We start from the raw sequence: 21,741 nt of genomic DNA on the forward strand, positions 1-21,741 counted from the left end.
TTCGATAGGCGCGACCTTGGGTTGTCAAGCGGCGCCGCGCGGGGAGCGCCCCTTGCCCTCGGCGGCGTCTTGCTGGACAGTGGTTCAAACAACTGTTCGCGGGAGGACGACATGATCGGCGTGGTGGCGGTGCTGAAGGTGCAACCGGACAAGGCGGCGGACTTCGAGAAGGTGTTCCTGGACCTGCAGAGCAAGGTGAAGGCCAACGAGCCGGGCTGCCTCGTCTATCAGCTGACCCGCAGCCGGGCCGAGGCCGGCGTCTACAAGGTGCTGGAGCTCTACGCCTCGAAGGATGCGCTCAAGCATCACGGAGGGACCGACTATTTCAAGGCCGCCGGCGCGGCCATGGGGCCGTTCATGGCCGGCGCTCCCGAGATCGAATATCTGGACGCGGTGGAGTAGGGGCCTTGGATCTCGCCTTCTCGCCCGAGGATCTGGCCTTCCAGCAGGAGGTCCGCGACTGGATCGCCACCGCCTTCGACGACGACCTGCGCCGCAAGGTGGCGCAGTCGAAGAACGGCTATCTCGACAAGGCCGGCCAGGTGAAGTGGCAGAAGAAGCTGTACGAGCGGGGCTGGGTCGCGCCCGACTGGCCGGTCGAGCTGGGCGGGGCGGGCTTCACGCCGTCGCAGCGCTACATCTTCAACATGGAGCTGTCGCTGGCCGGCACGCCCAACCCCTCGCCGATGGGGCTGAAGATGTGCGCGCCGGTGATCATGGCGTTCGGCACGCCCGAACAGAAGGCCCAGCACCTGCCGCCGATCCTGTCGTCCGACATCTGGTGGTGCCAGGGCTATTCCGAACCTGGCTCGGGCTCGGACCTGGCCAGCCTGCAGATGAAGGCCGAGCGAGACGGCGACGACTACGTGCTGAACGGCTCGAAGATCTGGACCACCCACGCCCAGTGGGCCGACTGGATGTTCTGCCTGGTGCGCACCTCGACCGAGGGCAAGCCGCAGGAGGGGATCAGCTTCCTGCTGCTGCCGATGACCCTGCCCGGCATCCAGATCAAGCCGTTGCCCACCCTGGACGGCCCGGCCGAGGGCGAGCAGGAGATCAACCAGGTCTTCTTCGACAATGTCCGCGTGCCGGTCGCCAACCGGATCGGCGAGGAGAACAAGGGCTGGACCTACGCCAAGTACCTGCTGGAGTTCGAGCGTGGCAACGCCTACGCACCGGGCCTGATGCACATGCTGCGCAAGGTCAAGAAGATGGCCGCCCTGGAGCGCGCCGACGACGGCGGGGCGCTGATCGACGATCCGGAGTTCCGCCGCAAGGTCGCCGAGCTGGAGATCGCGGTGGAGTCGCTGAACGCCACCGAGCTGCGGATCTTCTCCGGGCGCGGGGCGGGCAAGACGGTGGGCTCGGCCTCGTCGATGCTGAAGCTGGCCGGTTCGGAAACCCAGCAGGCGATCACCGAACTGGCCCTGGAGGCGGTGGGAAGCTACGCCGCGCCGTTCGTCCGCGACACCTGGGCCCCGACCAACGACGGCCGCGCGGGTCCCGACTACGCCGGCCCCGTCGCCCCGGCCTATTTCAGCTACCGCAAGACCACGATCTATGCGGGCTCCAGCGAGATCCAGAAGAACATCATCACCAAGCTGGTGCTGGGGATCTGACGCTGCGGGACGTGGCGGCGAAGCCGACGGAGGGGGCGTCTTGCGGCTCCAAACTTGGTTTCAGTTTTTCTGCGTGGTCTTGAAACGAAACCCACCGCATAAGCTTTCAAACAACTGTTTTCTCCGGAGCCGCCCATGGCCCTCGACGCCCTGTTCAAGCCGTTCGAATTCAAGTCGCTGAAGCTGCCCAACCGGGTGGTGATGGCCCCGATGACGCGGTCGTTCTCGCCCGGCGGCGTGGCCACCGACGACGTGGCCGCCTACTACCGCCGGCGCGCCGAGAACCAGGTCGGGCTGATCGTCACCGAGGGCACGGGCGTGGCCCGGCCGGCCTCGCTGAACGACGCCAACATCCCGCGCTTCCATGGCGAGAAGGAGCTGGCGGCCTGGAAGAAGGTGGTCGACGAGGTGCACGCGGCCGGTGGCCTGATCGCGCCGCAGCTGTGGCACGTGGGCTCGGCCAAGGGCAAGGACGTGCTGGGCAAGATCGACAGCCCCTCGGGCCTCTCCAAGGCGGGCGGCAATCCGTTCACCGAGCCGATGACCGACGAGGACGTGGCCGACACCATCGCCGCCTTCGCCGACGCCGCGCGTAACGCCAAGGCCCTGGGCTTCGACGCCATCGAGCTGCACGGCGCCCACGGCTACCTGATCGATCAGTTCTTCTGGAACGGCACCAACGTCCGCGACGACGTGTTCGGCGGGCCCACCATCGGCGAGCGCAGCAAGTTCGCCGCCGAGATCCTGAAGGCCGTCCGCGCCGCCGTCGGCCCGGACTATCCGGTGATCATCCGCCTGTCGCAGTGGAAGCAGCAGGACTACGCGGTCAAGAACGCCGAGACGCCCCAGCTGCTGGAGGCCTGGCTGCAGCCCCTGGCCGACGCCGGGGCCGATATCTTCCATTGCAGCCAGCGCCGCTTCTGGGAGCCGGAGTTCGAGGGCAGCGACCTGAACTTCGCCGGCTGGGCCAAGAAGCTGACCGGCGCCCCGACCATCACGGTGGGCTCGGTGGGCCTGTCGGGCGAATTCATCGCGGCCTTCGGCGGCGAAGGCAGCCAGCCGGCCTCGCTGGACGGCCTGCTGGAACGCCTGGAGCGCGACGAGTTCGACCTCGTGGGCGTCGGCCGCGCGATCCTGCAGGACCCCGAATGGGTGGTGAAGGTCCACGAGGGCCGGACGGACGAGCTGAAGAACTTCGAGCGCTCGGCGCTGGGGGTGCTGTACTGATCTGAGCTTTCCCTCCCCCTCGTGGGGAGGGTGGCCCTGGCGGAGCCAGGGTCGAGTGGGGCTTGATGAGTCAGCAGGCCCCACCCGTCCGCTTCGCGTCCACCCTCCCCATAAAGGGGAGGGAGCAATCGTCACGCGATCGTCGTCACCAGCCCGCCTTCCGCCTTCAGCGACGCGCCGTTGGTCGCCGCCGACAGGGGGCTGGCGACATAGGCCACCAGGCTGGCGATCTCCTGCGGCTCGATCATCCGCTGCAGCAGCGACGACGAGCGGTGCTTGGAGAAGAACTCGGCCTCGTGCTCCGCCGTCGAGGCGTCCGGGTTGCTGGACACGCTTTTCAGGAAGTCGGCGATGGCCGCCGCGCGGGTCGGGCCGGGCAGGACGGAATTGACCGTCACGCCGGTGCCCTTGGTCTGCTGGGCCATGCCGCGGGCGACGGCCAGCTGGGCGCTCTTGGTCATGCCGTAGTGGACCATCTCGCCCGGGATCGCGAGGCCGCTTTCGCTGGAGATGAAGATCACCCGGCCCCAGTTGCGCGCCAGCATGCCGGGGAAATAGCCGCGCGACAGGCGCACGCCGCTCATCACGTTGACCTCGAACAGGTGCAGCCAGTCCTCGTCCGGGATGTCGGCGAACGCCTTCATCTCGTAGATGCCCAGGTTGTTGACCAGGATGTCGATGCTGGGGACGGCCTTCAGGATGGCGGCGGCGCCGTCGGCCGTGCCGGCGTCGGCGAGCACGCCCTCGACCTTGTCCCCGCCCGAGGCGCGGATGTCGGCCAGCGCCTCGTCCAGCTTGGCCTGGCTGCGGCCGGTGACGAACACCTTGGCGCCTTCCACGGCCAGGGTGCGGGCGATCTCCAGGCCGATGCCGGCGGTCGAGCCGGTCACCAGGGCGGTCTTGTCTTGCAGTTTGAGGTCCATGGCTGGGCTCCGTTGTCTGACGAGGCCTCAGATGGTCCCGCGACGACGCCAAACTACGCCGCCGCGGCGACCTGGACTTGTGAATTCAAGTCACGATCAGGACGATCACGCGTTGAAATTCAGCTTCAGGCCCGGCCTGGGCCAACGGGCCTTGTAGAGCTTGCCGGTGCCCGACGCCGTGATCCAGGCGTCGCGCATGTCGGCCCCGCCGAAGCAGATGTTGGTGACGATCACGTCCGGGAAGGCGAAGTGCTCGGTGGTCCCGTCGGGCGAGAAGGCGGTGATCCCGCCGTTGATGATCGTGGCCACGCAGACCTTGCCGTCGGCCTCGACCGCCAGGCTGTCCAGCAGTTGGTAGCCCGGCAGGTTGCAGACCACGTTGCCGGGCTGCAGGGGCGCGGGGTCGGCCAGGACGCCGGGCGAGGCCACGTCGAACGACCACAGCCGTCCCAGCATGGTGTCGGCCATGTAGACCGTCTTCTCGTCGGGCGAGAGGCCCACGCCGTTGGGCGAGACGAAGTGGTCGCGCCAGCGGGTGATCTTCGAGCCGTCGGTCAGGGCGTAGTACAGCGCCCCGTACTTGCGGCCCTCGGGCGTCGAGCAGCCGTGGTCGGTGAACCAGAGGCCGCCTTGCTTGTCGAACACCAGGTCGTTGGGCCCGACCAGCCGCTTGCCGTCGCATTCGGTGTAGAGCGTGGTGATCGCCCCGGTGGCGATGTCGACCCGCTGGATCGAGCCGCCCGTGTGCGTCGGCGGCGTGGGGCCGGGGATGTTCAGGCCGTTGGCCTCGAAGAACTGGAAGGCGCCGCCGTTGTTGGTGACGTAGATGGCCCCGTCCGGGCCGATGGCCGAGCCGTTGGGGCCGCCGGGGACCTCGGCGACGGTCTCCTTGCGGCCGTCGGGATGCACCCGGGTCAGGACCTGGCCCTGGATCTCGGTCAGGATCACCGAGCCGTCGGCCATGGCGATCGGGCCTTCCGGAAACCGCAGACCCTCGGCGACGAGTTCCAGCTGCATGCGTCTCTCCCTGGGATGACGCCTCTGACGGGCGCGCCCAGGGAGTAAACGGGCGTTTGAAGGTGGCGGCAAGTTTCCGGTGGGGCAGCGTCCGGGACGGGGACACGCCCTTGCGGCGTGTCCCCATCGGCAGTCACGGAGCCAAGACTTGGAGACACGCCGCAAGGGCATGTCCCCGGCTCTAGTTCAGATCATAAAGCTCATAGGCGATCAGGCCGCCGTCGCCGCCCAGGAAGGCGCGGCCGTGGGCCGAGCGGACCAGGGCCTCGCGGTCCACCCACTTGGGCGTGGCGTCCGAGGCGTCGGCGCCCTCCATGGCGCAGGGCACGGTCAGGCGGACGGACTGGCGGGGCTTGAAGCGCTTGCCGCGCTCGGCCCGGATCGCCCGGCCGAACACCCGGCAGCTGGCGACCTCGCCGCCGTCCAGCGGCCGCACCTTGACCACGTTGAAGATCACCACGTCGGTGGCTGCGGCCCGCGCCAGGCTGTCGCTCTGGCCCAGGCTGACGTCGGCGGAGGCGGCTCCGGCCGCGCCCAGGGCCAGCACGCAGAGCAGGGCGGTCAGCTGACGCATCATCGGCGCTCCAGCACACGAAAGACGAAGGCGTGGTCGTCGTCCGGACCGGCAGGATGCGCCTCGCGGCGCACTTCCGTCCAGGCCGCTTCGTCGAAGGCTGGGAAGCTGACGTCGCCCTCGACCTTGGCCTGGACCTCGGTCAGGTAGAGGCGCCTGGCCTTGGGCAGGGCGGTCTCGAACAGGGCCCGGCCGCCGATCACGCAGACCTCGTCGACGCCGTCCTCGGCCGCCTGTTCCTTGGCCATCTGCACGGCCTCCAGGAAGCTCTCGCAGACCACGGCCTGGCTAGGGTCGAACGAGCCGTCGCGCGACAGCACGATGTTCATCCGGCCGGGCAGGGGCTTGCGGGGCAGGCTGTCCCAGGTCTTGCGGCCCATGATCACCGGCTTGCTCATCGTGCAGGCCTTGAAGATCTGGAGATCGGACTTCAACCGCCAGGGCAGGTCGTTGTCGCGGCCGATGACGCCGTTGAGCGAACGGGCTACAGGGCCGACGGTAAGGATAACGGACATGGGGCCTGTCTTAGCCCCCAACCCCGCAGGATGTCGATGAGTCGACGCTAGCGGGCGGGAGCGGTCAGCACCAAATGCTCGCGTTCGGGCGTCACGCCGGCCCGCCAGACGAGTCGGGAAAGCATGACCACATAGGCCTGCATCCGCCCCCGGGTGGCCAGATCGGCCTTCGCCCCGTGATCGACCGCCGACAGGGTCCCGCCGCCCGACCGCGCGCCCGCCAGCGGCTGGGCCAGGGCGGCGGCGAGACCGGCGCCGCTCGACCAGTCGTGATCGGTCAGGGAGATCGCCTGCAGGGTCTCGAACGGCTTGTCCGCCGAGCCGTCCTTGACGGCGGCCAGGGTCTGTTTGGCGATCTCGCTGACCGGCTTGCCGTCAGCGCCCGTCATGGTCTGGCGCATGGTCAGTTCGTTCGTGCCGTCGATGTGCAGCATGGCGATCGTGGGCGCGGCGATCTCCGGCGGCGCGCGCAGCGAGGGGCAGATCTCGCCGGCCGAAAGATTGCAGATCTCGGTCTTGGCCAGTTCGCCGTACAAGCTGGCGGCCAAGCCGGGGTCGGCCTTGTCCAGCCCGGTCTCGTCGAAGCGCCAGGCGCCTTCGCGCTGGACCGTGATCGGTGCGCTCGAGGCTTGGCGCGCCTTGATGAAGGCGGCCATCTTGGCCACGGGTTCGCGCCGGGCGCGCCAGGTCGAGAACAGGTAGTCGTCGCGGACTTGGAAGGCCATGGCGCTGATTTCCAGCACGGTGTCGCCGTCCTTGGGCGACAGGCAGTAGACCATGATCTGGCCCCAGCCCGGGAGGGCGGGATCGACGACCACGCGCTTGCTCTGCTCGGCGCAGCGCGCATTCTTGGACTGGCGGACGCCCTCCATCACCTGCGCCAAGGTGGCGCCCGGCGGCACGGGCGTGACGCTGAAGCCGATCAGATCGACATAGGCGGCGCCGCCTTGATCCTTGGGCGTGATCTCGCCCAGCTCCGAGCGGCCGTCGGCCGAATAGGTCCCGACGAACCAGCCCTGCGGGATGACCGGGACGATGATGGTCGAGCGCAGGCTGACCGGGGGCGGCGCGGCGGCCTGGGCCGACGAGACGGTCAGCGCCGCGACAAGCGCGCTGGCCAGTGCGCGAAAGACCTGAAACCGCATGAGCATCCCCCAACTCGAGGTGAAAGCTCTACCACAGGTTCATTGAGGGGGAAGACGGCGGTCGCGGTCAGCCGCCGAAGGGGACCACGACCTGCTGGGCCGAGGCGCGGGCGATCAGCTCGCCGTCGGGGCGGCGGAAGTCGGCCTCGACGTGGATCATGCCCTTGGTCCGGGCGACCACCCGGCCTTCGATCGTCAGGACCTCGGCCTTGCCCACCCGGATGAAGTCGACCTTCAGGTTGCTGGTGCGGAACATGGCGTCGGCCGGCGCGGCGGTCATGGCCGCGAAGGCCAGGATCTGGTCGGCCAGGGCGGCGATGTAGCCGCCGAACAGCGAGCCGTCGACGTTCAGCAGTTCGGGAGCGGGCGTCCAGGTCTTGCGGACCCAGCCGTCGCCCCAGTCGTCCAGGCCGCCCAGCTTCAGGGTCTGGACCACGGCCGGCAGGACGACGTCGCCGCCCTTGATCTGGTCGAGCCGGTCGGTGGCCCAGGTCAAACGGCGACCGCCGCCTTGATGTGCGGGTGGGCCTCGTAGCCTTCCAGCTGGAAGTCCTCGTATTCGAAGGCGAACAGGTCGCGCTTGTCGGCCATCTTCAGGGTGGGGAAGGGCTTGGGCTCGCGCTGGATCTGCTCGCGGGCCTGGTCCAGGTGGTTCAGGTAGAGATGCGCGTCGCCGAAGGTGTGGACGAACTCGCCTGGCTCAAGGCCGACGACCTGGGCGACCATGATCGTCAGCAGGGCGTAGGAGGCGATGTTGAACGGCACGCCCAGGAACACGTCGGCGCTGCGTTGGTAGAGCTGGCAGCTCAGCTTGCCGTCGGCCACGAAGAACTGGAACAGGCAGTGGCAGGGCGGCAGGGCCATGTCCTCGACGTCGGCCGGGTTCCAGGCGCTGACGATGTGGCGGCGGCTGTTGGGATTGGTCTTCAGGCCTTCGACCAGGTTGGCGATCTGGTCGATCGACTGACCGTTGGGCGCGGCCCACGAGCGCCACTGCTTGCCGTAGACCGGACCCAGGTCGCCGTTCTCGTCGGCCCACTCGTCCCAGATCTTGCAGCCGTTGTCCTGCAGGTAGCGCACGTTGGTGTCGCCCTTCAGGAACCACAGCAGCTCGACGATGATCGAGCGCAGGTGCAGCTTCTTGGTGGTCAGCACCGGGAAGCCTTGCGACAGGTCGAAGCGGATCTGCCGCCCGAACACGCCCAGCGTGCCGGTGCCCGTGCGGTCGCCGCGCTGGACGCCGTTCTCCAGGATGTCGGCGAGCAGGTTCAGGTACTGCCGCTCGGGATGGTCGGCGGGAGCCTGTTCGGCGTGAATCGGCGCGATGGCGTTCATGGTCCCCAAGGTGGGACAGAATCAGCCTTCCATCCAGTGCGGCACAGGCACTCATCCACATCCGATGGAGACTTGTCCCTCCCCCTTGAGGGGAGGGTGGCCCTGGCGGAGCCAGGGTCGGGTGGGGTTTGATGAGTCAGCAGACCCCACCCACCAGCTTCGCTGGTCCCCCCTCCCCACAAGGGGGAGGGAAGGCGTGTTCCTTCAACCCGCGAAGCCGCCCTCGTCGAGGAACGCCTGTTCCGCCGCCGTGGTCGTGCGGCCCAGGGCGGCGTTCCGGTGCGGGAACCGGCCGAAGCGGGCGATGATGTCGCGGTGGGCGATGGCCCATTTCAGGCTGTCGGCGTCGCCGGTGTCCTTCAGCAGCCCTTCGAACAGCCCGATGCTGGTCTCCTGGTCGGCCAGGGATTCGGAGTGCTCGTAGGGCAGGTAGAAGAACGGCCGCAGCGTGGGTTCGACGGCCTTGTCGTGGCCGGCGGCGATGGCGGCGGCCGCGATGGCGCGGGCCTTGCCGTCGGTGGCGAAGGCGTGGCCGCCGCCCCGGTAGAGGTTGCGGGGGAACTGGTCGAGCAGGATCAGCAGGGCCAGGGCGCCCTCGGCCTGCTCGGCCCAGGCATCGTACTTGCCCCGCGCGGCGGCCAGGTGGACGGGTTCGAACTTCAGCCGGATGGCCTCGTCGAAGGCGTCGGACTTGGCGAACCACTTGTCGGGTCCGGCGGCGGTCCAGAAGCCCAGCACGTCCTGTGGTTTGGCGGTCATCAAGTCTCTCCCGGCGGCGGCGTTCGACGGATCGCGTCGTTCAAACGCGGTTCATCGAGCAAGGACGACACTGCTTACAAGGGATGAGCGACAGGGCCGATGCAAGGCCCCTTGGAGCACTTGGAAAGCAATGAAACGTCTGATCACGACGGCTGTGGTTCTGTCCTTACTGGGCGGGGTCTCGGCGCACGCCGCCGGCGCGGGCCTGGGACAAGATGGCGCCGAGCGCGTCGACCGCCAGGGCCGCGAGCGCGGGCCGGGCGCCGGCGGGCGCGGCGACGGCGGCGGCTGGCGCCAGCAGCAGCCCCAGGCCGCGCCGCAGCAGCAGCCTCAACAACAGTCGCAGCCGCCGTCGGGCGGCGGGGATCGCGGCGGCTGGCGTCAGTCCGGCGGCGGCGACCGTGGTGACCGCGGCGGCCGTCCCGACCGCGGCGACCGGCCGGCGCCTCAGCCCCAGCAGCCCGCCCCCGCGCCCCAGGCTCAGGCGCCGCAACAGGGCGGCGACAGCGGCTGGCGCGGCCAAGGCGGACGCGGCGGCGGCTGGAACCGCGGCGACCAGGGCCGTCCCGACCAAGGCCGACCCGACCAGGGCCAAAATCGTGGCGACCAGAATCGCGGCGACCAGAACCGAGGCGATCGTGACGGCCGTGACGGTCGCGGCGGCTGGGACCGTAACGCCCAGAACGGCGGCTGGGACCGTGGTCCCGGACGCGGCGACCAGGGCCGTCCCGGTCCGCGCCCGGGCGACGGCCGCTGGCGCGACCGCGACAACGACCGCCCGCGCTACGACCAGCGCCAGTACCGTCCGTCCTACCGCGCCGTGCAGCGCTATCGCGCCCCGGCCTATCGCTATCCGCGCGGCTTCTACGTGCGCCACTGGTCGTTCGGCGACTACCTGCCCGGCGGCTGGTACGGGTCGTCCTACTACCTGGACGCCTGGCAGTACGGCCTGCCGTATCCGCCGGTCGGCTGCGAGTGGGTCCGCGTCGGCAACGACGCCCTGCTGGTCGACGTCTGGAGCGGCCAGGTGCTGAGCGTCTACTACGGCCTGTTCTGGTAGGACCGGTCCTGTCCTGAGCGAGCCCCGGGCGGATTCCCATCCGCCCGGGGTTTGTCGTTTCTCGCGGTCGCCCGCGGGCCAAGGCCAGGGCGGTGAAGTTTTTCGAGGCGGCGTGTCGGCCGGCGGGCCGAACGCGCGTCCTAGGGGCCCAGGCGCAACGCCTTCCCCGCCGTGTCGCGGCCTCGAAAGGAACGACGATGTTGAAAGCTTCGCCCATGGTCTGGACCGGACGCGTCCTGACCGGCCTGTTCGCCCTGTTCATGCTGGGCGCGTCCGTCCTGCCGAAACTGACCGGCATGCCGGTGGCGGCCGACACCCTGACGGCCTTGGGCTGGAAGGCCGACTATGTCCTGATGATCGGGATCATGGAGCTGACCTTCGTCGCCCTGTACCTGTTCCCGCGCACCGCCCTGCTGGGCGCCGTGCTGATGACCGGTCTGCTGGGCGGGGCCATGGCCACCCAGGTGCGGGTCGAGAACCCGCTGTTCAGCCACGAGCTGTTCTCGATCTATCTGGGCCTGTTCATGTGGGGCGGCCTGTGGCTGCGGACCCCGGCGCTGCGGGCGCTGTTCCCGTGGCGCGACGGGGCGACCGCCTAGACGTTCGTCGTCGACTTCGCCGCCCGCTCGTCGTCCTTGGTGGCCACGATCCCCTTCGGGACCACATGGGCGACGAAGCGTTCGACCCAGGCGTCGAACTGGGCGACATGATCGGCCTCGGCCATCATGTCGTCGGCCTGGTCGTCGGCATAGGGCTTGCCTTCACCGAACACCCCGGCGGTCCAGAGCTCGTCCGGGACCTCGATCCCGCTGTAGCGGCACTGCCAGACCAGGCCCTGATAGGCCAGCCGCTCGTCGGCGTAGGGCTCCTTCTTCGGATCGAACCAGGCCTTCTCCTTGACCAGCTTGGGCCGACCGTCCTCGCCCATCTCGTTGGCCCCGCCGTCGCAATAGGTGAAGAAGGCGGCCGTGCGGCCCTCCAGGTGGTTCTTCGTCAGCCGCTTCCACTGTGGCGAGCGCTCCAGGGCCTGGGCCTTCAGCGTGTCCTTCTTGTCGATCAGGTCGGGACGCGGATTGCCGCCCGCCGCGCAGACCAGCCGGTCGAACATCAGCTTGAAATTGGTCGTGGGCCCGTACCAGTTGGTCGGACCGATGAAGGCCCAGGCGTCGGCGCGGGCCAGGCGGCCGTAGAGGTCCAGGTCCCACATCAGATCGGGCTGGGTGGTGCTGCGCGGGCCGTAGCAGTTGCAGGGCCAGACGCAGAGCGCCATCGACGAGGAAACGCAGGCGTTGCAGGCCTGGATCTTGGGCTTGCCGTGCTGGTTGCCCAGGTCCTCGGTGTCGATCTGCCACGCGGCCGGCAGGCGTGCGGCCATTCGCAGCATGAGCGCCCGAGCCTTGGAGTCCAGGCCCGGACAGCTGTTGTGCCGCCGCTGCGAGCCGGCGATCAGCAGCACGCGAAGGGCGCGATCCTCGGCGGGTTCAGGGGAAACGATCGGGGCGTCTTCGGGGGCTTCTCGCGGGCTGGCCATGGCGGTGGAACGCCTCAAGGCTTAAAACGTCGCCACAGAGGCTTTCGGGTCACAACGTTCTGTCGTCATCGCCTTGACGAAACGGCAAAAAAACGCTCAAACGCCCGGCCTTTGTCGCTTCGCCGTTGCGTGGGGCGGCCGTATTTGACCAGTCTTGGAGAAAAAACATGCGCGTCTATTATGATCGCGACGCCGACCTCGCTCGCATCTTGGACAAGAAGATCGCGATCGTAGGCTATGGTTCGCAAGGTCATGCCCACGCGCTCAACCTTCGGGACTCCGGCGCCAAGAACGTGGCGGTCGCCCTGCGCGCCGGCTCGCCGACCGCCAAGAAGGCCGAGGGCGAAGGCCTGAAGGTCATGACCGTGGCCGAAGCCGCCGCCTGGGCCGACCTGCTGATGATCCTGGCCCCCGACGAGCATCAGGCCGCGATCTACAAGAACGACATCGCGCCCAACATCCGCGACGGCGCGGCCCTGCTGTTCGCCCACGGCCTGAACGTGCACTTCGGCCTGATCGAGCCCAAGGACACCATCGACGTGCTGATGGTCGCCCCGAAGGGCCCCGGCCACACCGTGCGCGGCGAGTACCAGAAGGGCGGCGGCGTGCCCTGCCTGATCGCGGTGCACCACAACGCCACCGGCAACGCCCTCGACCTCGGCCTGGCCTACGCCAGCGCCATCGGCGGCGGCCGCTCGGGCATCATCGAGACCAACTTCCGCGAGGAATGCGAAACCGACCTGTTCGGCGAGCAGGCCGTCCTCTGCGGCGGCACGGTCGAGCTGGTCCGCGCCGGTTTCGAAGTGCTGGTGGAAGCCGGCTACGCGCCCGAAATGGCCTATTTCGAGTGCCTGCACGAACTGAAGCTGATCGTCGACCTCATGTACGAAGGCGGCATCGCCAACATGAACTACTCGATCAGCAACACGGCCGAGTACGGCGAATACGTCACCGGTCCGCGCATCATCACCCCGGAGACCAAGGCCGAGATGAAGCGCGTGCTGGACGACATCCAGTCGGGCAAGTTCGTCCGCGACTTCATGCTGGAAAACCAGGTGGGCCAGCCCAGCTTCAAGGCGACCCGTCGCCGCTCGGCCGAGCACCAGATCGAGGAAGTCGGCGGCCGCCTGCGCGCCATGATGCCCTGGATCGCCAAGAACAAGCTGGTGGACGTGGCCAAGAACTAGGCTTCGGCTTCATCGCTGAAACGACGAACGGCGGGCTCGAAAGGGCCCGCCGTTTTTCGTTGTGCGCTCACCCCAGCACGAAGACCGGCCCCCAGGCCACCTGATACTTCCGTGGACCGGTCGACAGGTGCGGGCGCAACTGCCAGGCGCCGGGCGGCAGGGTCTGGGCGTTGGGGCTCTCGACATAGGTCTCGACCAGGGCCTCGCCGCCCGGTTCGGACACCGAGAACTGGTCGATGCGCGGGACGGCGCCGGACAGGGCCGCGGCGATCACGCCGACCGACGCCACGCGCAGCGGGGCGGGGGCGGAGAGGCGCGCCGAGACCTCGGCATAGGCGCCGACCGCCATCACCTCGCGGCCCTGGCGCAGCACGCCGTAGCCCACGTGGGTGAAGCCGGGCGCCAGCAGGTTGGCGCGGTGGCCGGGGCTGGATTTCCACTGGCCCATGATCTGGTCGGGGCGCACGGCGCCGCTGGCGTTCAGCCGCTCGGCGATGTTCTCGCCCGGGGCCCCCACTAGGTCGCGGGCCAGCAGGCCCACGCGGGCGGCCGGGCCGAACCCTTCGCGGGTCATGTGGTCGAAGACGCCGGTGCGGGCGATGTCGGCGGCGTGGGCGCGGGCGGCCAGGGTCAGGCCGGGATCGGGCGCCAGGGCGGCCAGGCCCTGGGCGCGCCGGAAGATGTCGCCCAGATCGTGCAGGTCGGTCTCGAAATCGGGATCGAAGTCGCCCCGGTTTTCCGCCAGCTGGCGGCGCAGGCGGCGGTCATAGGCCAGCCACGGGTCGCTCATGGCGGCCCCGGCGCGGGCGGGGACGAGCCCGGGCAGGACCAGGGCGGAGGCGGTCGCGGCGATCAGGGTGCGGCGGTCCAGGACGGTTTTGGGGGCGAGCATGGTCCTCAAGGCGGTTGACAGCGTCCCGTTTCGGCAAGTTCTAAGGGCCATGAGACCCGTACGTTCCATCTGGCTGGCCGGACCCGAACCCTGGCTTCCCGACGCCGAGGCGCAAGGTTCGCGCCAACGCGCCCTCTGTGCTGATAACGGCTTCACCGGCCTGACCGCTCCCGCCATCGTCGAGACCCAGGCCGACAATGTCGAGGTCCAGGCTCGGGAACTGTACGCCGAGAGGATGGCCAAGCTGCGGCAGGCGGACGCCGGGATCATCAACCTGACCCCGTTCCGCGGCCCGTCCTGCGCCAGCGCCGCCGCCTTCGAGGCCGGCGTGCTGGCCGGGCTGGGGCGGCCGATCATGGCCTATGTCAACATCGCCGACGAGAGCGAGGCCGAATATGTCGACCGCGTCGAGGTGCACGTCGGCGCCCAGCGCGACGAGCACGGCGTCTGGCGCGACGGCGACGGCTGCGTGGTCGAGGACTTCGGCCTGCCCGAGACCCTGATGCTGTGGGCCGAGGCCCGGCGGCTGTTCGTGATCATCACCGATGACCCGCTGCACGACCTGACGGGCCTGGAGATGTGCCTGGACGCCCTGGCGCTGTACGCGGAGTAGGGGATTAAGGTGGGGACACACACTCACGGCAAGGCCTAGCCAGTTCGGCGAAGACCGTGGGGTGAGTGTGTGTCCCCTTCTTCAGGCTACAACGCCGCCCGCGCGGCCTTGGCCGCCGCCACCATGTTGACCAGGGCCGGGCGGACCTCGTCCCACTTGCGGGTCTTCAGGCCGCAGTCGGGATTGACCCACAGCTGGCCGGGCGACAGGCGCGCGCCGGCGCTGGCCAGCAGGGCGACCATTTCCTCGGACCCCGGCACGCGCGGGGCGTGGATGTCGTAGACGCCGGGCCCGATCTCGGCCGGATAGGCGTAGGCCTCGAAGGCGTCCAGCAGCTCCATCTTCGAGCGCGCGGTCTCGATGGAGATGACGTCGGCGTCCATCGCCCCGATCGCGGCGATGATGTCGTTGAACTCCGAATAGCACATGTGGGTGTGGATCTGGGTCTCGTCGCGGACGCCGGAGGCGGTCAGGCGGAAGGCCTCCACCGCCCAGTCCAGATAGGCCTGGCGATCGGCGCGGCGCAGGGGCAAGCCCTCGCGCAGGGCCGCCTCGTCGATCTGGATGACCTTGGCCCCGGCCGCCTCCAGGTCGAGCACCTCGTCACGGATGGCCAGGGCGATCTGGCGGCAGGTCCGGCTGCGCGGGATGTCGTCACGGACGAACGACCACTGCAGGATGGTGACCGGGCCGGTCAGCATGCCCTTCATCGGCCGGTCGGTCAGCGACTGGGCGTAGCGCCACCACTCCACCGTCATCGGTCGCGGACGCGAGACGTCGCCGTAGATGATCGGCGGCCGCACGCAACGCGAGCCGTACGACTGCACCCAGGCGTGCTTGGTGAACACGAAGCCGGCCAGTTGCTCGCCGAAGTACTGGACCATGTCGTTGCGCTCGAACTCGCCGTGCACCAGCACGTCCAGGTCGATCTCCTCCTGCCAGGCCACGGCGGCGGCGGTCTCCTCGCGCAGGAAGACCTGGTAGTCGGCGTCGGCCAGGGCGCCCTTGGCGTGGGCGGCGCGGGCCTTGCGCACGGCGCTGGTCTGGGGGAACGAGCCGATCGTAGTGGTCGGCAGCGGCGGCAGGTTGAGGCGGGCCTGCTGCAGGGCGATACGCTGGGCGAACGGCGAGGCGCGTTCTGCGTCGTCCGGCGTCACGGCCGCCAGCCGGGCCTGGACCGCCGGGTCATGGATGCGCGGCGAGGCCCGACGCGCCGCGGCGGCCTTGGAGGCGGCCTCCAGGGCCGGACGGACGGCCTCGCGGCCCTCGTTCAGCGCCCTGGCCAGGATCGCCAGCTCTTCGATCTTCTGGACGGCGAAGGCCAGCCATTGACGGACCTCCGGATCGAGGGCCGTCTCCAGTTCCAGGTCGATCGGGGTGTGCAGCAGCGAGCACGACGGCGCCAGGATCACGCGGTCGCCGCCGCGCTTGGAGACGATCGGGTCCAGGCGGTCCAGCAGGGCCTCCAGATCGGCGCGCCAGACGTTGCGGCCGTCGATCACGCCCAGCGACAGCACCAGCCCCTCGCGGGTCGCCGACAGCACCGCGTCCAGTTGCTCGGGCGCGCGGGCCAGGTCGATGTGCAGGCCGTCGACCGGCAGGTTGGCGGCGGTCGACAGGTTGTCGCCATAGGCTCCGAAATAGCTGGTCAGCATGATCCGCAGGCCGGGCGTGGCGTGGGTCAGCAGGCCGTAGGCCCGGCGCAGCTCGCCGCGCTCGAACTCGGTCAGGTCCAGGGCCAGGCAGGGTTCGTCGATCTGCACCCAGTCGGCGCCGGCCGCTGTCAGGCGCTGCAGCACCTCGACATAGACCGGGATCAGCGACGACAGCAGGGTGAGGGGCGAGAAGTCCGGATCACGGCTCTTGGCCAGCTTCAGGAAGGTGACCGGGCCCAGCAGCACGGGGCGGGTGCGGATTCCCAGGGCCTTGGCCTCCAGGAATTCGTCGATCGGCTTGGTGGACGCCAGGGCGAAGACCTGGTCGCGCGACACCTCGGGGGTCAGGTAGTGGTAGTTGGTGTCGAACCACTTGGTCATCTCCATGGCCGGCAGGCCCGCGCCGTGGCCGTGGACGTGGCCGTGTTCGCAGGCCTCGGCCTGGCCCTGGGTTCCGCGCGCCATGGCGAAGTAGGTGGCGGTGTCGACGGCGTCGCCGACCCGGCCGTAGGCCGCGGGGATGGCGCCGACCATGACGCTGGCGTCCAGCACGTGGTCGTAGAGCGAGAAGTCGTTGCTGGGCACGTGATCGACGCCCAGGGCCTTCTGGCGTTTCCAGGCCTGGGCGCGCAGGCCGGCGCCGGTGGCGAGCAGGGACGGGGCGTCGGTCTTGCCCGCCCAATGGTCCTCGAGCGCGAGCTTCAGCTCGCGGCGCGGGCCGATGCGGGGAAAGCCCAGGGTGGCGACGGTGACGGTCATTTCAAAAAGCCTCTGCCGGTGTGAAGGCGGAGGCTGATCGGGGCGCGCGCGGCCGGTCGCGCACGGGTGCTCACGCCCCGGCCGCGCCTTTGCAAGCGACCAGACCGGGCACCCCGCCGGAGGACGTTATCTGTCGGGGCAGGTCTCCTGGCTCACGGGTCAGCGCCCCTGTCCTGGCCTTCCCGACACGCCACCGATCCAGCTTCGGCGCGTCAGTGACACGTATCGGACAGCGGCTCGCCGCTCACAGTTGCGGGGGCAGCGCCGGATTTGGGATTTCACCCCCGCACCGACTTCCCTCTTAGCTCCGGACGCGAACGTCCGCAGACCACGACGAGCCTAGAGAGCGCCCGTTCCAGCCGACCGTCAAGAGGGATATAAAGATATCCTTATATGATTTTCACCAGCCGAGCGCCGCGTCGCCGCGCAGGATCGACTCCGCCTGGGGCGAGTGCCCCGATTCCTCCCGTTCGTGCAGCACGAGGGGCGGCAGCAGCACCAGCGGCGCCTTGCCGGTCTTGGTCGCCCGCACGATCACCCGCTTGGCCGGGGCGTCGGCGAAGGGCGCGACGGGGCGGATCCGGAACGAGCCGGCCTTGGGCGCCAGCAGGGCCAGGAGGTCGGCCAAGCGGTCGGCGCGGTGGATCAGGGTGATGGTCCCGCCCTCGCGCACCGCCTTCAGACAGAAACCGGTCCAGGCCTTCAGGCCGCCGTCGGCCATCCAGGCGCCGGACTTCTCCGGCGCGGGCGCGCGCAGGGCGGCGGGGTCGTCGAAGAAGGGCGGATTGCTGATCACGGCGTCGAACACGGGCCGGTCCAGGGCGCGGAAGCCGGCTTCGACGTCGCCGGCGACGATCTCGACGCGATCAGCCAGGGCGTTCAGGGCGACATTGCCCCGCGCCAGCTCGACGGCGGCGGAATCGCGCTCCAGCCCGACGAATCGGGCGCCCTGACGGCGGGTCGCCGCCGCCAGCAGCGCGCCGCCCACGCCGCAGCCGGCCTCGATCACCCGGTCGCCGGGGGCGGCGTCGCAGGCGGCCGCCAGCAGGGCCGCGTCCATGCCGGCCCGGTAGCCCGCCACGGCCTGGCGCAGCTTGACGCGGCCGTTCAGGACGGCGTCTTCGGTCACCGCGAGGGGCTCGGGGGATGTGGGTAACGCGTCCGGCAACGTTTCAAGCCTTGTGCTCGCCTTGACCCTGACCTATCCCGCCAGCATTGTCGCTCGCAACGGCTGATCAAGCCCAAGGGACGCGAGGCGCAAGCCGACCTCCGGCGGGCGTCAGCAGGGAGAGTATGGTTTTGGACGCAGCTGCAGCGACCCTCGCCCGGGAGCCGGGATCGGTGGATCGTCTCGTGCGGCTGGCCGCCGCCGACATGGCTGGGGTCGACGCCCTGATCACCGCGCGCATGCAGAGCGAGGTTCCGGTCATCCCGGCCCTGGCCGAGCACCTGATCGCCGCCGGCGGCAAGCGCCTGCGCCCGCTGCTGACCGTGGCCGCCGCGCGCCTGGCCGGCTCGGACAACGACTCCTGCCTGAAGCTGGCCGCCGCCGTCGAGTTCATCCACACCGCCACCCTGCTGCACGACGACGTGGTCGACGGCAGCCAGCTGCGGCGCGGCAAGGTCGCGGCCCACCTGATCTGGGGCGCGGCTCAGAGCGTGCTGGTCGGCGACTTCCTGTTCGCCAGGGCCTTCGAACTGATGGTCGAGACCAACTCGATGAAGGCGCTGGAGATCCTGGCCCGTGCGAGCCGGGTGATCGCCGAAGGCGAAGTGCTTCAACTCACCCGCAGCCACGACCTGAACCTGTCCCAGGCCCTGTATCTGGAGATCATCGGCGCCAAGACCGCCGAGCTGTTCGCCGCGGCCTCGGAGGCCGGGGGCGTCTCGGCCGGGGTGTCGGCCGAGAAGTCCAACGCCCTGCGCGACTACGGCATGAACCTGGGCCTGGCCTTCCAGCTGGCCGATGACGCCCTCGACTACGGCGGCACGACCGAGGCCCTGGGCAAGAACGCCGGCGACGACTTCCGCGAAGGCAAGGCCACCTTGCCCCTGCTGCTGGCCATCGCCCGCTCGGGCCCGCGCGAGGCCGAGTTCTGGGAACGGGCCATCGGCCGCCGCGAGCAGACCGAAGCCGACTTCCGCCGGGCCCGCGAGCTGATCGTCGGCACCGGCGCGCTGGAAGCCACGCTGGACCTGGCGGGCGGCTACGCCGACAAGGCCAAGGCCGCGCTGTCGGGCTTCCCGGCCAACGACTGGCGCACCAGCCTGGAAAGCCTGGCCGACTTCGCGGTCAGCCGACGGACCTGACGCGATGGGGCCGGGGGGATCCAAGCTCAGCAACATGCTTCCGCTGCCGCCGGAAGGCCCGCTGCCGTCCCTCAACACCGTGCTGAAGACCACGCCGGACAATCCCAGCGGCGATCCGCACGGTCACGGCCATGCGCACGAGGCGGGCGAGGCGGCCGGCAAGGTGATCGGCGGCGGCCTGGGCGTGGTGATCGGCTTCGGGATTCTGCTGCTGACCTTCGGTCCGGTGCTGTGGGCCCCGCTGTGGGCGGCCTTCTCGGCCGGCGTGCGGGTCAAGGCCCTGGCGCATAACGGCTGGCTGACGGCCGGCGCGGCGATCGCCGCCGGCCTGGTCGTGGCCTTCGTGCAGTTCCTGCTGCTGGTCCAGAAGAGCCCGGTCCTGCGCTATCCGGCCGTGCTGCTGTTCTCGCTGGCCTGGGTGGGCGGGCTGTGGCTGGAGCTGACCGCCCCGCCGCACAACTGGCTGGTCCCGCCGCCCTGGCATGCGCCGGGCCCCTGGGCGATGGGCCTCGTGGGCGTCGGCACGGTGATCTATGCCGGCCTCTACCTGCTGATCCTCACGCGCTTCGGCAAGGGCCGGTGGGCGCGCACGTGGCAGCTGATCAAGTAGGCGGCTAGGCCTTCGCCTTCAGGCACAGGTCCAGGTGGGTGCCGTTGTCGTCCTCGACGTGGCGCTTCCAGGCCGCATCGACATTGGCGATCACCTCGGCGGCGGTCGCGCCCTTCACGGCCTCGCGCTTCTTCTTGCGGTGCAGGATCTCGACGCCGTAGCCCAGGTCCAGGAAGAAGCCCAGCAGGGCCGAGCCCTCGGCGCGCGAGGTCTCGGCCTGGAAGGCCGGCGAATATTCCAGGAAGGTGATCGGCTTCTGTTCGGCCATGAACGCCTTGGCGCCCATGAAGGCGCGGTATTCCATGCCTTCGATGTCGATCTTCATCACGTCGACCTGACCGAGCTCGCCGCGCAGCAGGTCGATCGGCACGACGGGGGCGAAGTCGTAGTCGCTCAGGTCGTCGGGCGCGGCTTGGCCGGCCGGTTCCAGCTGGTGGTTGTTGTGCATGGTCTGGCGGCGCAGGAAGGCCGTCTCCAGCCGGTCGGACACGCCCACCAGGATCAGGCGGATATTGTCGATGGCGTTGGCCTTGGCGCTTTCCAGGATCACCCGGCCGTTGCCCGGGCTCATCTCGATGGCGATCACCCGGCCGTCGGGCCCGACCTTCTTGGCCGCGGGCAGGGCGAAGGCCCCCCAGCTGGCCCCGACGTCCAGCACGGTCATGCCGGGCTTCAGGATCTGCAGGAAGTAGTCCAGCACCCAGGGCTCGTAGTTCTTGCCGTCCAGCAGCTGCTTGGTGATCACCCAGTGGTCGGGCATGCGGAAGGTGCAGCCGCGGAACTTGACCGAGGCGGGGACGGGGGTGACGCCGACCGGCAGGGAGATCGCCTGGTGCTTCTTCTTACGGAACAGACCCATCGTGACCTCGTGCGGCGCGGCGCCTCGGAATCAAAGGCGCGACATTTGTTTCTGGACCGTCACATAGCGTCAGCTTGTGGCAAGGTCACGTCCGCCGGAGGAGAAAGGTGAAGCTCGACATCGTCCGCGATTCGTCGCACGCCTAGGTCGCGCCCGGAGGCGCGCGTCGGAGACGGTCATGATCCGCCTGTTGCTCAACATCCTGTGGTTCATCTGCGGCGGCTTCATCTCGGGCTGCCTTTGGCTGCTGGGCGGCGCGCTGCTGGCCATCACCATCGTGGGCCTGCCCTATGCGGGCGCGGCCTGGCGCATCGCCGGCTTCGCCTTCTGGCCGTTCGGCAAGGAGATGGTCCCCCGCGAGCTGGTGACCGGCCGCGAGGACCTGGGGACCGGCGGCCTGGGCTGCGTGCTCAACGTGATCTGGTTCGTGCTGGGCGGCTGGTACATCGCCCTGTCGCACCTGATCGCCGCCGCCGCCGAGGCCGTGACGATCATCGGCATCCCGTTCGCCATCAAGGACCTGCAGCTGGCCATCGCCGCCATCGCCCCGATCGGCCGGACGGTGGTGGACCGGCGCTAGAAGCCGGTGAACAAGCGATCGACGGCGCGGCGGATATCGTCTTCGAGATAGGACAGGTTGTCGACCGCACCGCGCAGTCCAGTCGGCGTGACGCTGAACATTTCGCTGATCACCAGGGTCAGGCGTTCGCCTTCAACTTCCGCAAGGATCTCAAGTTCGCCCACGGTTTCGGCGGCATCGTTGACCAGCGGCGCGACAATGATCTCGTCTATGCCGCGCAAGTGATGCGATGAAAGCATCACAAGGAAGGGCGCGACCTCCGAGCTTCCAGAGATGGATTTCGGAAGACGTCGAACTGCCGCAAATCACCACTTTCTGAAGTGGTCCGAGATCAGGCCTCGGCGCGCGATGCGTTCGTTGTGTTCCTTGATCGCCTCGGCGTTCTCCTCAGCCCACCGCCGCGCACGCTCTTCGGCGCCGGCGGGGTCGATCTTCTGGAGGTGCAGCCGCAGCTGGGTCTCGCTCATGCCGGCGACGGAAATCCGCAGCCGCTTGGCCTGCGCCAGCAGCTCCGGATCGACGCCGATGTCGAGTTCGACCTTGCCCATGGGCGAAGGCTAACACGGCGCCG

At 69.2% G+C, this 21,741-nt stretch carries 25 protein-coding genes and 1 riboswitch; of the genes, 10 read left to right on the plus strand and 15 right to left on the minus strand.

Annotated elements, in window-relative coordinates:
- The first annotated feature begins 111 nt into the window (after positions 1–111).
- The 3 genes from BR39_RS0120310 to BR39_RS0120320 all read left to right on the plus strand — a co-directional run bounded on the left by BR39_RS0120310 (position 112) and on the right by BR39_RS0120320 (position 2,846).
- The gene (locus BR39_RS0120310; RefSeq protein WP_029915593.1) at positions 112–402 is read left to right on the plus strand and encodes a putative quinol monooxygenase; all 291 of its coding nucleotides are present in this window, start codon (positions 112–114) and stop codon (positions 400–402) included.
- Between the two features lie 5 nt (positions 403–407).
- Positions 408–1,619, plus strand: a complete 1,212-nt coding sequence (locus BR39_RS0120315; RefSeq protein ID WP_029915595.1) for an acyl-CoA dehydrogenase family protein — start codon at positions 408–410, stop codon at positions 1,617–1,619.
- Positions 1,620–1,754: 135 nt separating this feature from the next.
- The gene (locus tag BR39_RS0120320) at positions 1,755–2,846 is read left to right on the plus strand and encodes an NADH:flavin oxidoreductase (protein WP_029915597.1); all 1,092 of its coding nucleotides are present in this window, start codon (positions 1,755–1,757) and stop codon (positions 2,844–2,846) included.
- A gap of 131 nt (positions 2,847–2,977) precedes the next feature.
- Here the strand turns inward: BR39_RS0120320 and BR39_RS0120325 are convergent, their stop codons facing one another.
- The 8 genes from BR39_RS0120325 to BR39_RS0120360 form a co-directional block, all read right to left on the minus strand.
- Positions 2,978–3,769, minus strand: coding sequence for an SDR family NAD(P)-dependent oxidoreductase (locus BR39_RS0120325; protein ID WP_029915599.1), 792 nt, complete (start codon positions 3,767–3,769; stop codon positions 2,978–2,980).
- Between the two features lie 105 nt (positions 3,770–3,874).
- Entirely contained in the window at positions 3,875–4,786 is a 912-nt protein-coding gene (locus BR39_RS0120330) for an SMP-30/gluconolactonase/LRE family protein (protein ID WP_029915607.1), read from the minus strand.
- 181 nt (positions 4,787–4,967) lie between these two features.
- Positions 4,968–5,363, minus strand: a complete 396-nt coding sequence (locus tag BR39_RS0120335) for a hypothetical protein (protein WP_231499523.1) — start codon at positions 5,361–5,363, stop codon at positions 4,968–4,970.
- Positions 5,360–5,875, minus strand: a complete 516-nt coding sequence (locus BR39_RS0120340; RefSeq protein ID WP_029915611.1) for a dihydrofolate reductase — start codon at positions 5,873–5,875, stop codon at positions 5,360–5,362. The genes BR39_RS0120335 and BR39_RS0120340 overlap by 4 nt, the downstream gene beginning before the upstream one ends.
- Positions 5,876–5,922: 47 nt before the next feature.
- A complete protein-coding gene (locus BR39_RS0120345) occupies positions 5,923–7,020 on the minus strand; it encodes a hypothetical protein (protein WP_156035847.1) in 1,098 nt (365 codons plus the stop codon).
- A 67-nt stretch (positions 7,021–7,087) separates the two neighbouring features.
- Positions 7,088–7,516 (minus strand): PaaI family thioesterase, encoded by a 429-nt coding sequence (locus BR39_RS0120350; RefSeq protein WP_029915615.1) that lies wholly within the window; start codon positions 7,514–7,516, stop codon positions 7,088–7,090.
- Positions 7,513–8,355: a thymidylate synthase gene (locus BR39_RS0120355; RefSeq protein ID WP_029915617.1), complete on the minus strand. Its 843-nt coding sequence runs from the start codon at positions 8,353–8,355 to the stop codon at positions 7,513–7,515. Before BR39_RS0120355 ends, BR39_RS0120350 begins: the two co-directional genes overlap by 4 nt.
- 204 nt (positions 8,356–8,559) lie before the next feature.
- Positions 8,560–9,114, minus strand: a complete 555-nt coding sequence (locus BR39_RS0120360) for a DUF924 family protein (protein WP_029915619.1) — start codon at positions 9,112–9,114, stop codon at positions 8,560–8,562.
- A gap of 130 nt (positions 9,115–9,244) precedes the next feature.
- Between BR39_RS0120360 and BR39_RS0120365 the strand changes: the two genes are divergently transcribed.
- Both BR39_RS0120365 and BR39_RS0120370 read left to right on the plus strand, forming a co-directional pair.
- Complete coding sequence (locus BR39_RS0120365) at positions 9,245–10,174, plus strand: RcnB family protein (RefSeq protein WP_029915621.1); 930 nt, start codon at positions 9,245–9,247, stop codon at positions 10,172–10,174.
- Positions 10,175–10,371: 197 nt separating this feature from the next.
- A complete protein-coding gene (locus BR39_RS0120370) occupies positions 10,372–10,773 on the plus strand; it encodes a DoxX family protein (RefSeq protein WP_029915623.1) in 402 nt (133 codons plus the stop codon).
- Here BR39_RS0120370 and BR39_RS0120375 read toward each other — a convergent pair.
- Positions 10,770–11,705 (minus strand): NAD(P)H-dependent oxidoreductase, encoded by a 936-nt coding sequence (locus BR39_RS0120375; protein ID WP_029915625.1) that lies wholly within the window; start codon positions 11,703–11,705, stop codon positions 10,770–10,772. The genes BR39_RS0120370 and BR39_RS0120375 overlap by 4 nt on opposite strands.
- A 167-nt stretch (positions 11,706–11,872) precedes the next feature.
- Between BR39_RS0120375 and ilvC the strand changes: the two genes are divergently transcribed.
- Positions 11,873–12,892 (plus strand): ketol-acid reductoisomerase, encoded by a 1,020-nt coding sequence (ilvC, locus tag BR39_RS0120380; protein WP_029915627.1) that lies wholly within the window; start codon positions 11,873–11,875, stop codon positions 12,890–12,892.
- 67 nt (positions 12,893–12,959) lie between these two features.
- On the opposite strand, the gene BR39_RS0120385 is transcribed toward ilvC, so the two are convergent.
- Complete coding sequence (locus tag BR39_RS0120385; protein WP_029915629.1) at positions 12,960–13,784, minus strand: CAP domain-containing protein; 825 nt, start codon at positions 13,782–13,784, stop codon at positions 12,960–12,962.
- 49 nt (positions 13,785–13,833) lie between these two features.
- On the opposite strand from BR39_RS0120385, the gene BR39_RS0120390 reads away from it, so the two are divergent.
- The gene (locus BR39_RS0120390; protein ID WP_029915631.1) at positions 13,834–14,397 is read left to right on the plus strand and encodes a nucleoside 2-deoxyribosyltransferase; all 564 of its coding nucleotides are present in this window, start codon (positions 13,834–13,836) and stop codon (positions 14,395–14,397) included.
- A gap of 86 nt (positions 14,398–14,483) precedes the next feature.
- Here the strand turns inward: BR39_RS0120390 and metE are convergent, their stop codons facing one another.
- Together metE and BR39_RS0120400 are read right to left on the minus strand one after the other, a co-directional pair.
- Positions 14,484–16,811, minus strand: a complete 2,328-nt coding sequence (gene metE, locus BR39_RS0120395; RefSeq protein ID WP_029915633.1) for a 5-methyltetrahydropteroyltriglutamate--homocysteine S-methyltransferase — start codon at positions 16,809–16,811, stop codon at positions 14,484–14,486.
- Between the two features lie 119 nt (positions 16,812–16,930).
- A riboswitch (cobalamin riboswitch) is annotated at positions 16,931–17,159 on the minus strand.
- 52 nt (positions 17,160–17,211) lie between these two features.
- A complete protein-coding gene (locus tag BR39_RS0120400) occupies positions 17,212–17,940 on the minus strand; it encodes a tRNA1(Val) (adenine(37)-N6)-methyltransferase (RefSeq protein WP_029915634.1) in 729 nt (242 codons plus the stop codon).
- 170 nt (positions 17,941–18,110) lie between these two features.
- Here BR39_RS0120400 and BR39_RS0120405 point away from each other — a divergent pair, with 170 nt between their 5' ends.
- Both BR39_RS0120405 and BR39_RS0120410 read left to right on the plus strand, forming a co-directional pair.
- On the plus strand, positions 18,111–19,121 hold the full coding sequence (locus tag BR39_RS0120405; RefSeq protein WP_197026736.1) for a polyprenyl synthetase family protein: 1,011 nt from the start codon (positions 18,111–18,113) through the stop codon (positions 19,119–19,121).
- Positions 19,122–19,155: 34 nt separating this feature from the next.
- Entirely contained in the window at positions 19,156–19,731 is a 576-nt protein-coding gene (locus tag BR39_RS0120410) for a hypothetical protein (RefSeq protein ID WP_231499524.1), read from the plus strand.
- A gap of 4 nt (positions 19,732–19,735) precedes the next feature.
- On the opposite strand, the gene BR39_RS0120415 is transcribed toward BR39_RS0120410, so the two are convergent.
- Positions 19,736–20,590: an FkbM family methyltransferase gene (locus BR39_RS0120415; protein ID WP_029915638.1), complete on the minus strand. Its 855-nt coding sequence runs from the start codon at positions 20,588–20,590 to the stop codon at positions 19,736–19,738.
- A gap of 178 nt (positions 20,591–20,768) precedes the next feature.
- Here BR39_RS0120415 and BR39_RS0120420 point away from each other — a divergent pair, with 178 nt between their 5' ends.
- Positions 20,769–21,170 carry a YccF domain-containing protein gene (locus tag BR39_RS0120420; RefSeq protein WP_029915639.1) on the plus strand — a complete coding sequence of 134 codons (402 nt, stop codon included), beginning with the start codon at positions 20,769–20,771 and terminating at the stop codon, positions 21,168–21,170.
- Here the strand turns inward: BR39_RS0120420 and BR39_RS0120425 are convergent.
- Both BR39_RS0120425 and BR39_RS0120430 read right to left on the minus strand, forming a co-directional pair.
- Positions 21,167–21,445, minus strand: a complete 279-nt coding sequence (locus tag BR39_RS0120425; protein ID WP_255347304.1) for a CcdB family protein — start codon at positions 21,443–21,445, stop codon at positions 21,167–21,169. The genes BR39_RS0120420 and BR39_RS0120425 overlap by 4 nt on opposite strands.
- Before the next feature lie 30 nt (positions 21,446–21,475).
- Positions 21,476–21,718, minus strand: coding sequence for a type II toxin-antitoxin system CcdA family antitoxin (locus tag BR39_RS0120430; protein WP_051695968.1), 243 nt, complete (start codon positions 21,716–21,718; stop codon positions 21,476–21,478).
- Positions 21,719–21,741 lie beyond the last annotated feature (23 nt).

It is taken from the genome of Caulobacter sp. UNC358MFTsu5.1 (assembly GCF_000712075.1).
In the GTDB taxonomy this organism is placed as follows: Bacteria; Pseudomonadota; Alphaproteobacteria; order Caulobacterales; family Caulobacteraceae; genus Caulobacter.

Excerpts from the sequence above, each read along its gene's own strand:
- BR39_RS0120310 (WP_029915593.1), top strand. The coding sequence starts at position 112 with ATGATCGGCGTGGTGGCGGTGCTGAAGGTGCAACCGGACAAGGCGGCG.
- BR39_RS0120320 (WP_029915597.1), top strand. The coding sequence starts at position 1,755 with ATGGCCCTCGACGCCCTGTTCAAGCCGTTCGAATTCAAGTCGCTGAAG.
- BR39_RS0120325 (WP_029915599.1), bottom strand. The coding sequence starts at position 3,769 with ATGGACCTCAAACTGCAAGACAAGACCGCCCTGGTGACCGGCTCGACC.
- BR39_RS0120330 (WP_029915607.1), bottom strand. The coding sequence starts at position 4,786 with ATGCAGCTGGAACTCGTCGCCGAGGGTCTGCGGTTTCCGGAAGGCCCG.
- BR39_RS0120335 (WP_231499523.1), bottom strand. The coding sequence starts at position 5,363 with ATGATGCGTCAGCTGACCGCCCTGCTCTGCGTGCTGGCCCTGGGCGCG.
- BR39_RS0120340 (WP_029915611.1), bottom strand. The coding sequence starts at position 5,875 with ATGTCCGTTATCCTTACCGTCGGCCCTGTAGCCCGTTCGCTCAACGGC.
- BR39_RS0120345 (WP_156035847.1), bottom strand. The coding sequence starts at position 7,020 with ATGCGGTTTCAGGTCTTTCGCGCACTGGCCAGCGCGCTTGTCGCGGCG.
- BR39_RS0120355 (WP_029915617.1), bottom strand. The coding sequence starts at position 8,355 with ATGAACGCCATCGCGCCGATTCACGCCGAACAGGCTCCCGCCGACCAT.
- BR39_RS0120360 (WP_029915619.1), bottom strand. The coding sequence starts at position 9,114 with ATGACCGCCAAACCACAGGACGTGCTGGGCTTCTGGACCGCCGCCGGA.
- BR39_RS0120365 (WP_029915621.1), top strand. The coding sequence starts at position 9,245 with ATGAAACGTCTGATCACGACGGCTGTGGTTCTGTCCTTACTGGGCGGG.
- BR39_RS0120370 (WP_029915623.1), top strand. The coding sequence starts at position 10,372 with ATGTTGAAAGCTTCGCCCATGGTCTGGACCGGACGCGTCCTGACCGGC.
- BR39_RS0120375 (WP_029915625.1), bottom strand. The coding sequence starts at position 11,705 with ATGGCCAGCCCGCGAGAAGCCCCCGAAGACGCCCCGATCGTTTCCCCT.
- ilvC (WP_029915627.1), top strand. The coding sequence starts at position 11,873 with ATGCGCGTCTATTATGATCGCGACGCCGACCTCGCTCGCATCTTGGAC.
- BR39_RS0120385 (WP_029915629.1), bottom strand. The coding sequence starts at position 13,784 with ATGCTCGCCCCCAAAACCGTCCTGGACCGCCGCACCCTGATCGCCGCG.
- BR39_RS0120390 (WP_029915631.1), top strand. The coding sequence starts at position 13,834 with ATGAGACCCGTACGTTCCATCTGGCTGGCCGGACCCGAACCCTGGCTT.
- metE (WP_029915633.1), bottom strand. The coding sequence starts at position 16,811 with ATGACCGTCACCGTCGCCACCCTGGGCTTTCCCCGCATCGGCCCGCGC.
- BR39_RS0120410 (WP_231499524.1), top strand. The coding sequence starts at position 19,156 with ATGCTTCCGCTGCCGCCGGAAGGCCCGCTGCCGTCCCTCAACACCGTG.
- BR39_RS0120415 (WP_029915638.1), bottom strand. The coding sequence starts at position 20,590 with ATGGGTCTGTTCCGTAAGAAGAAGCACCAGGCGATCTCCCTGCCGGTC.
- BR39_RS0120420 (WP_029915639.1), top strand. The coding sequence starts at position 20,769 with ATGATCCGCCTGTTGCTCAACATCCTGTGGTTCATCTGCGGCGGCTTC.
- BR39_RS0120430 (WP_051695968.1), bottom strand. The coding sequence starts at position 21,718 with ATGGGCAAGGTCGAACTCGACATCGGCGTCGATCCGGAGCTGCTGGCG.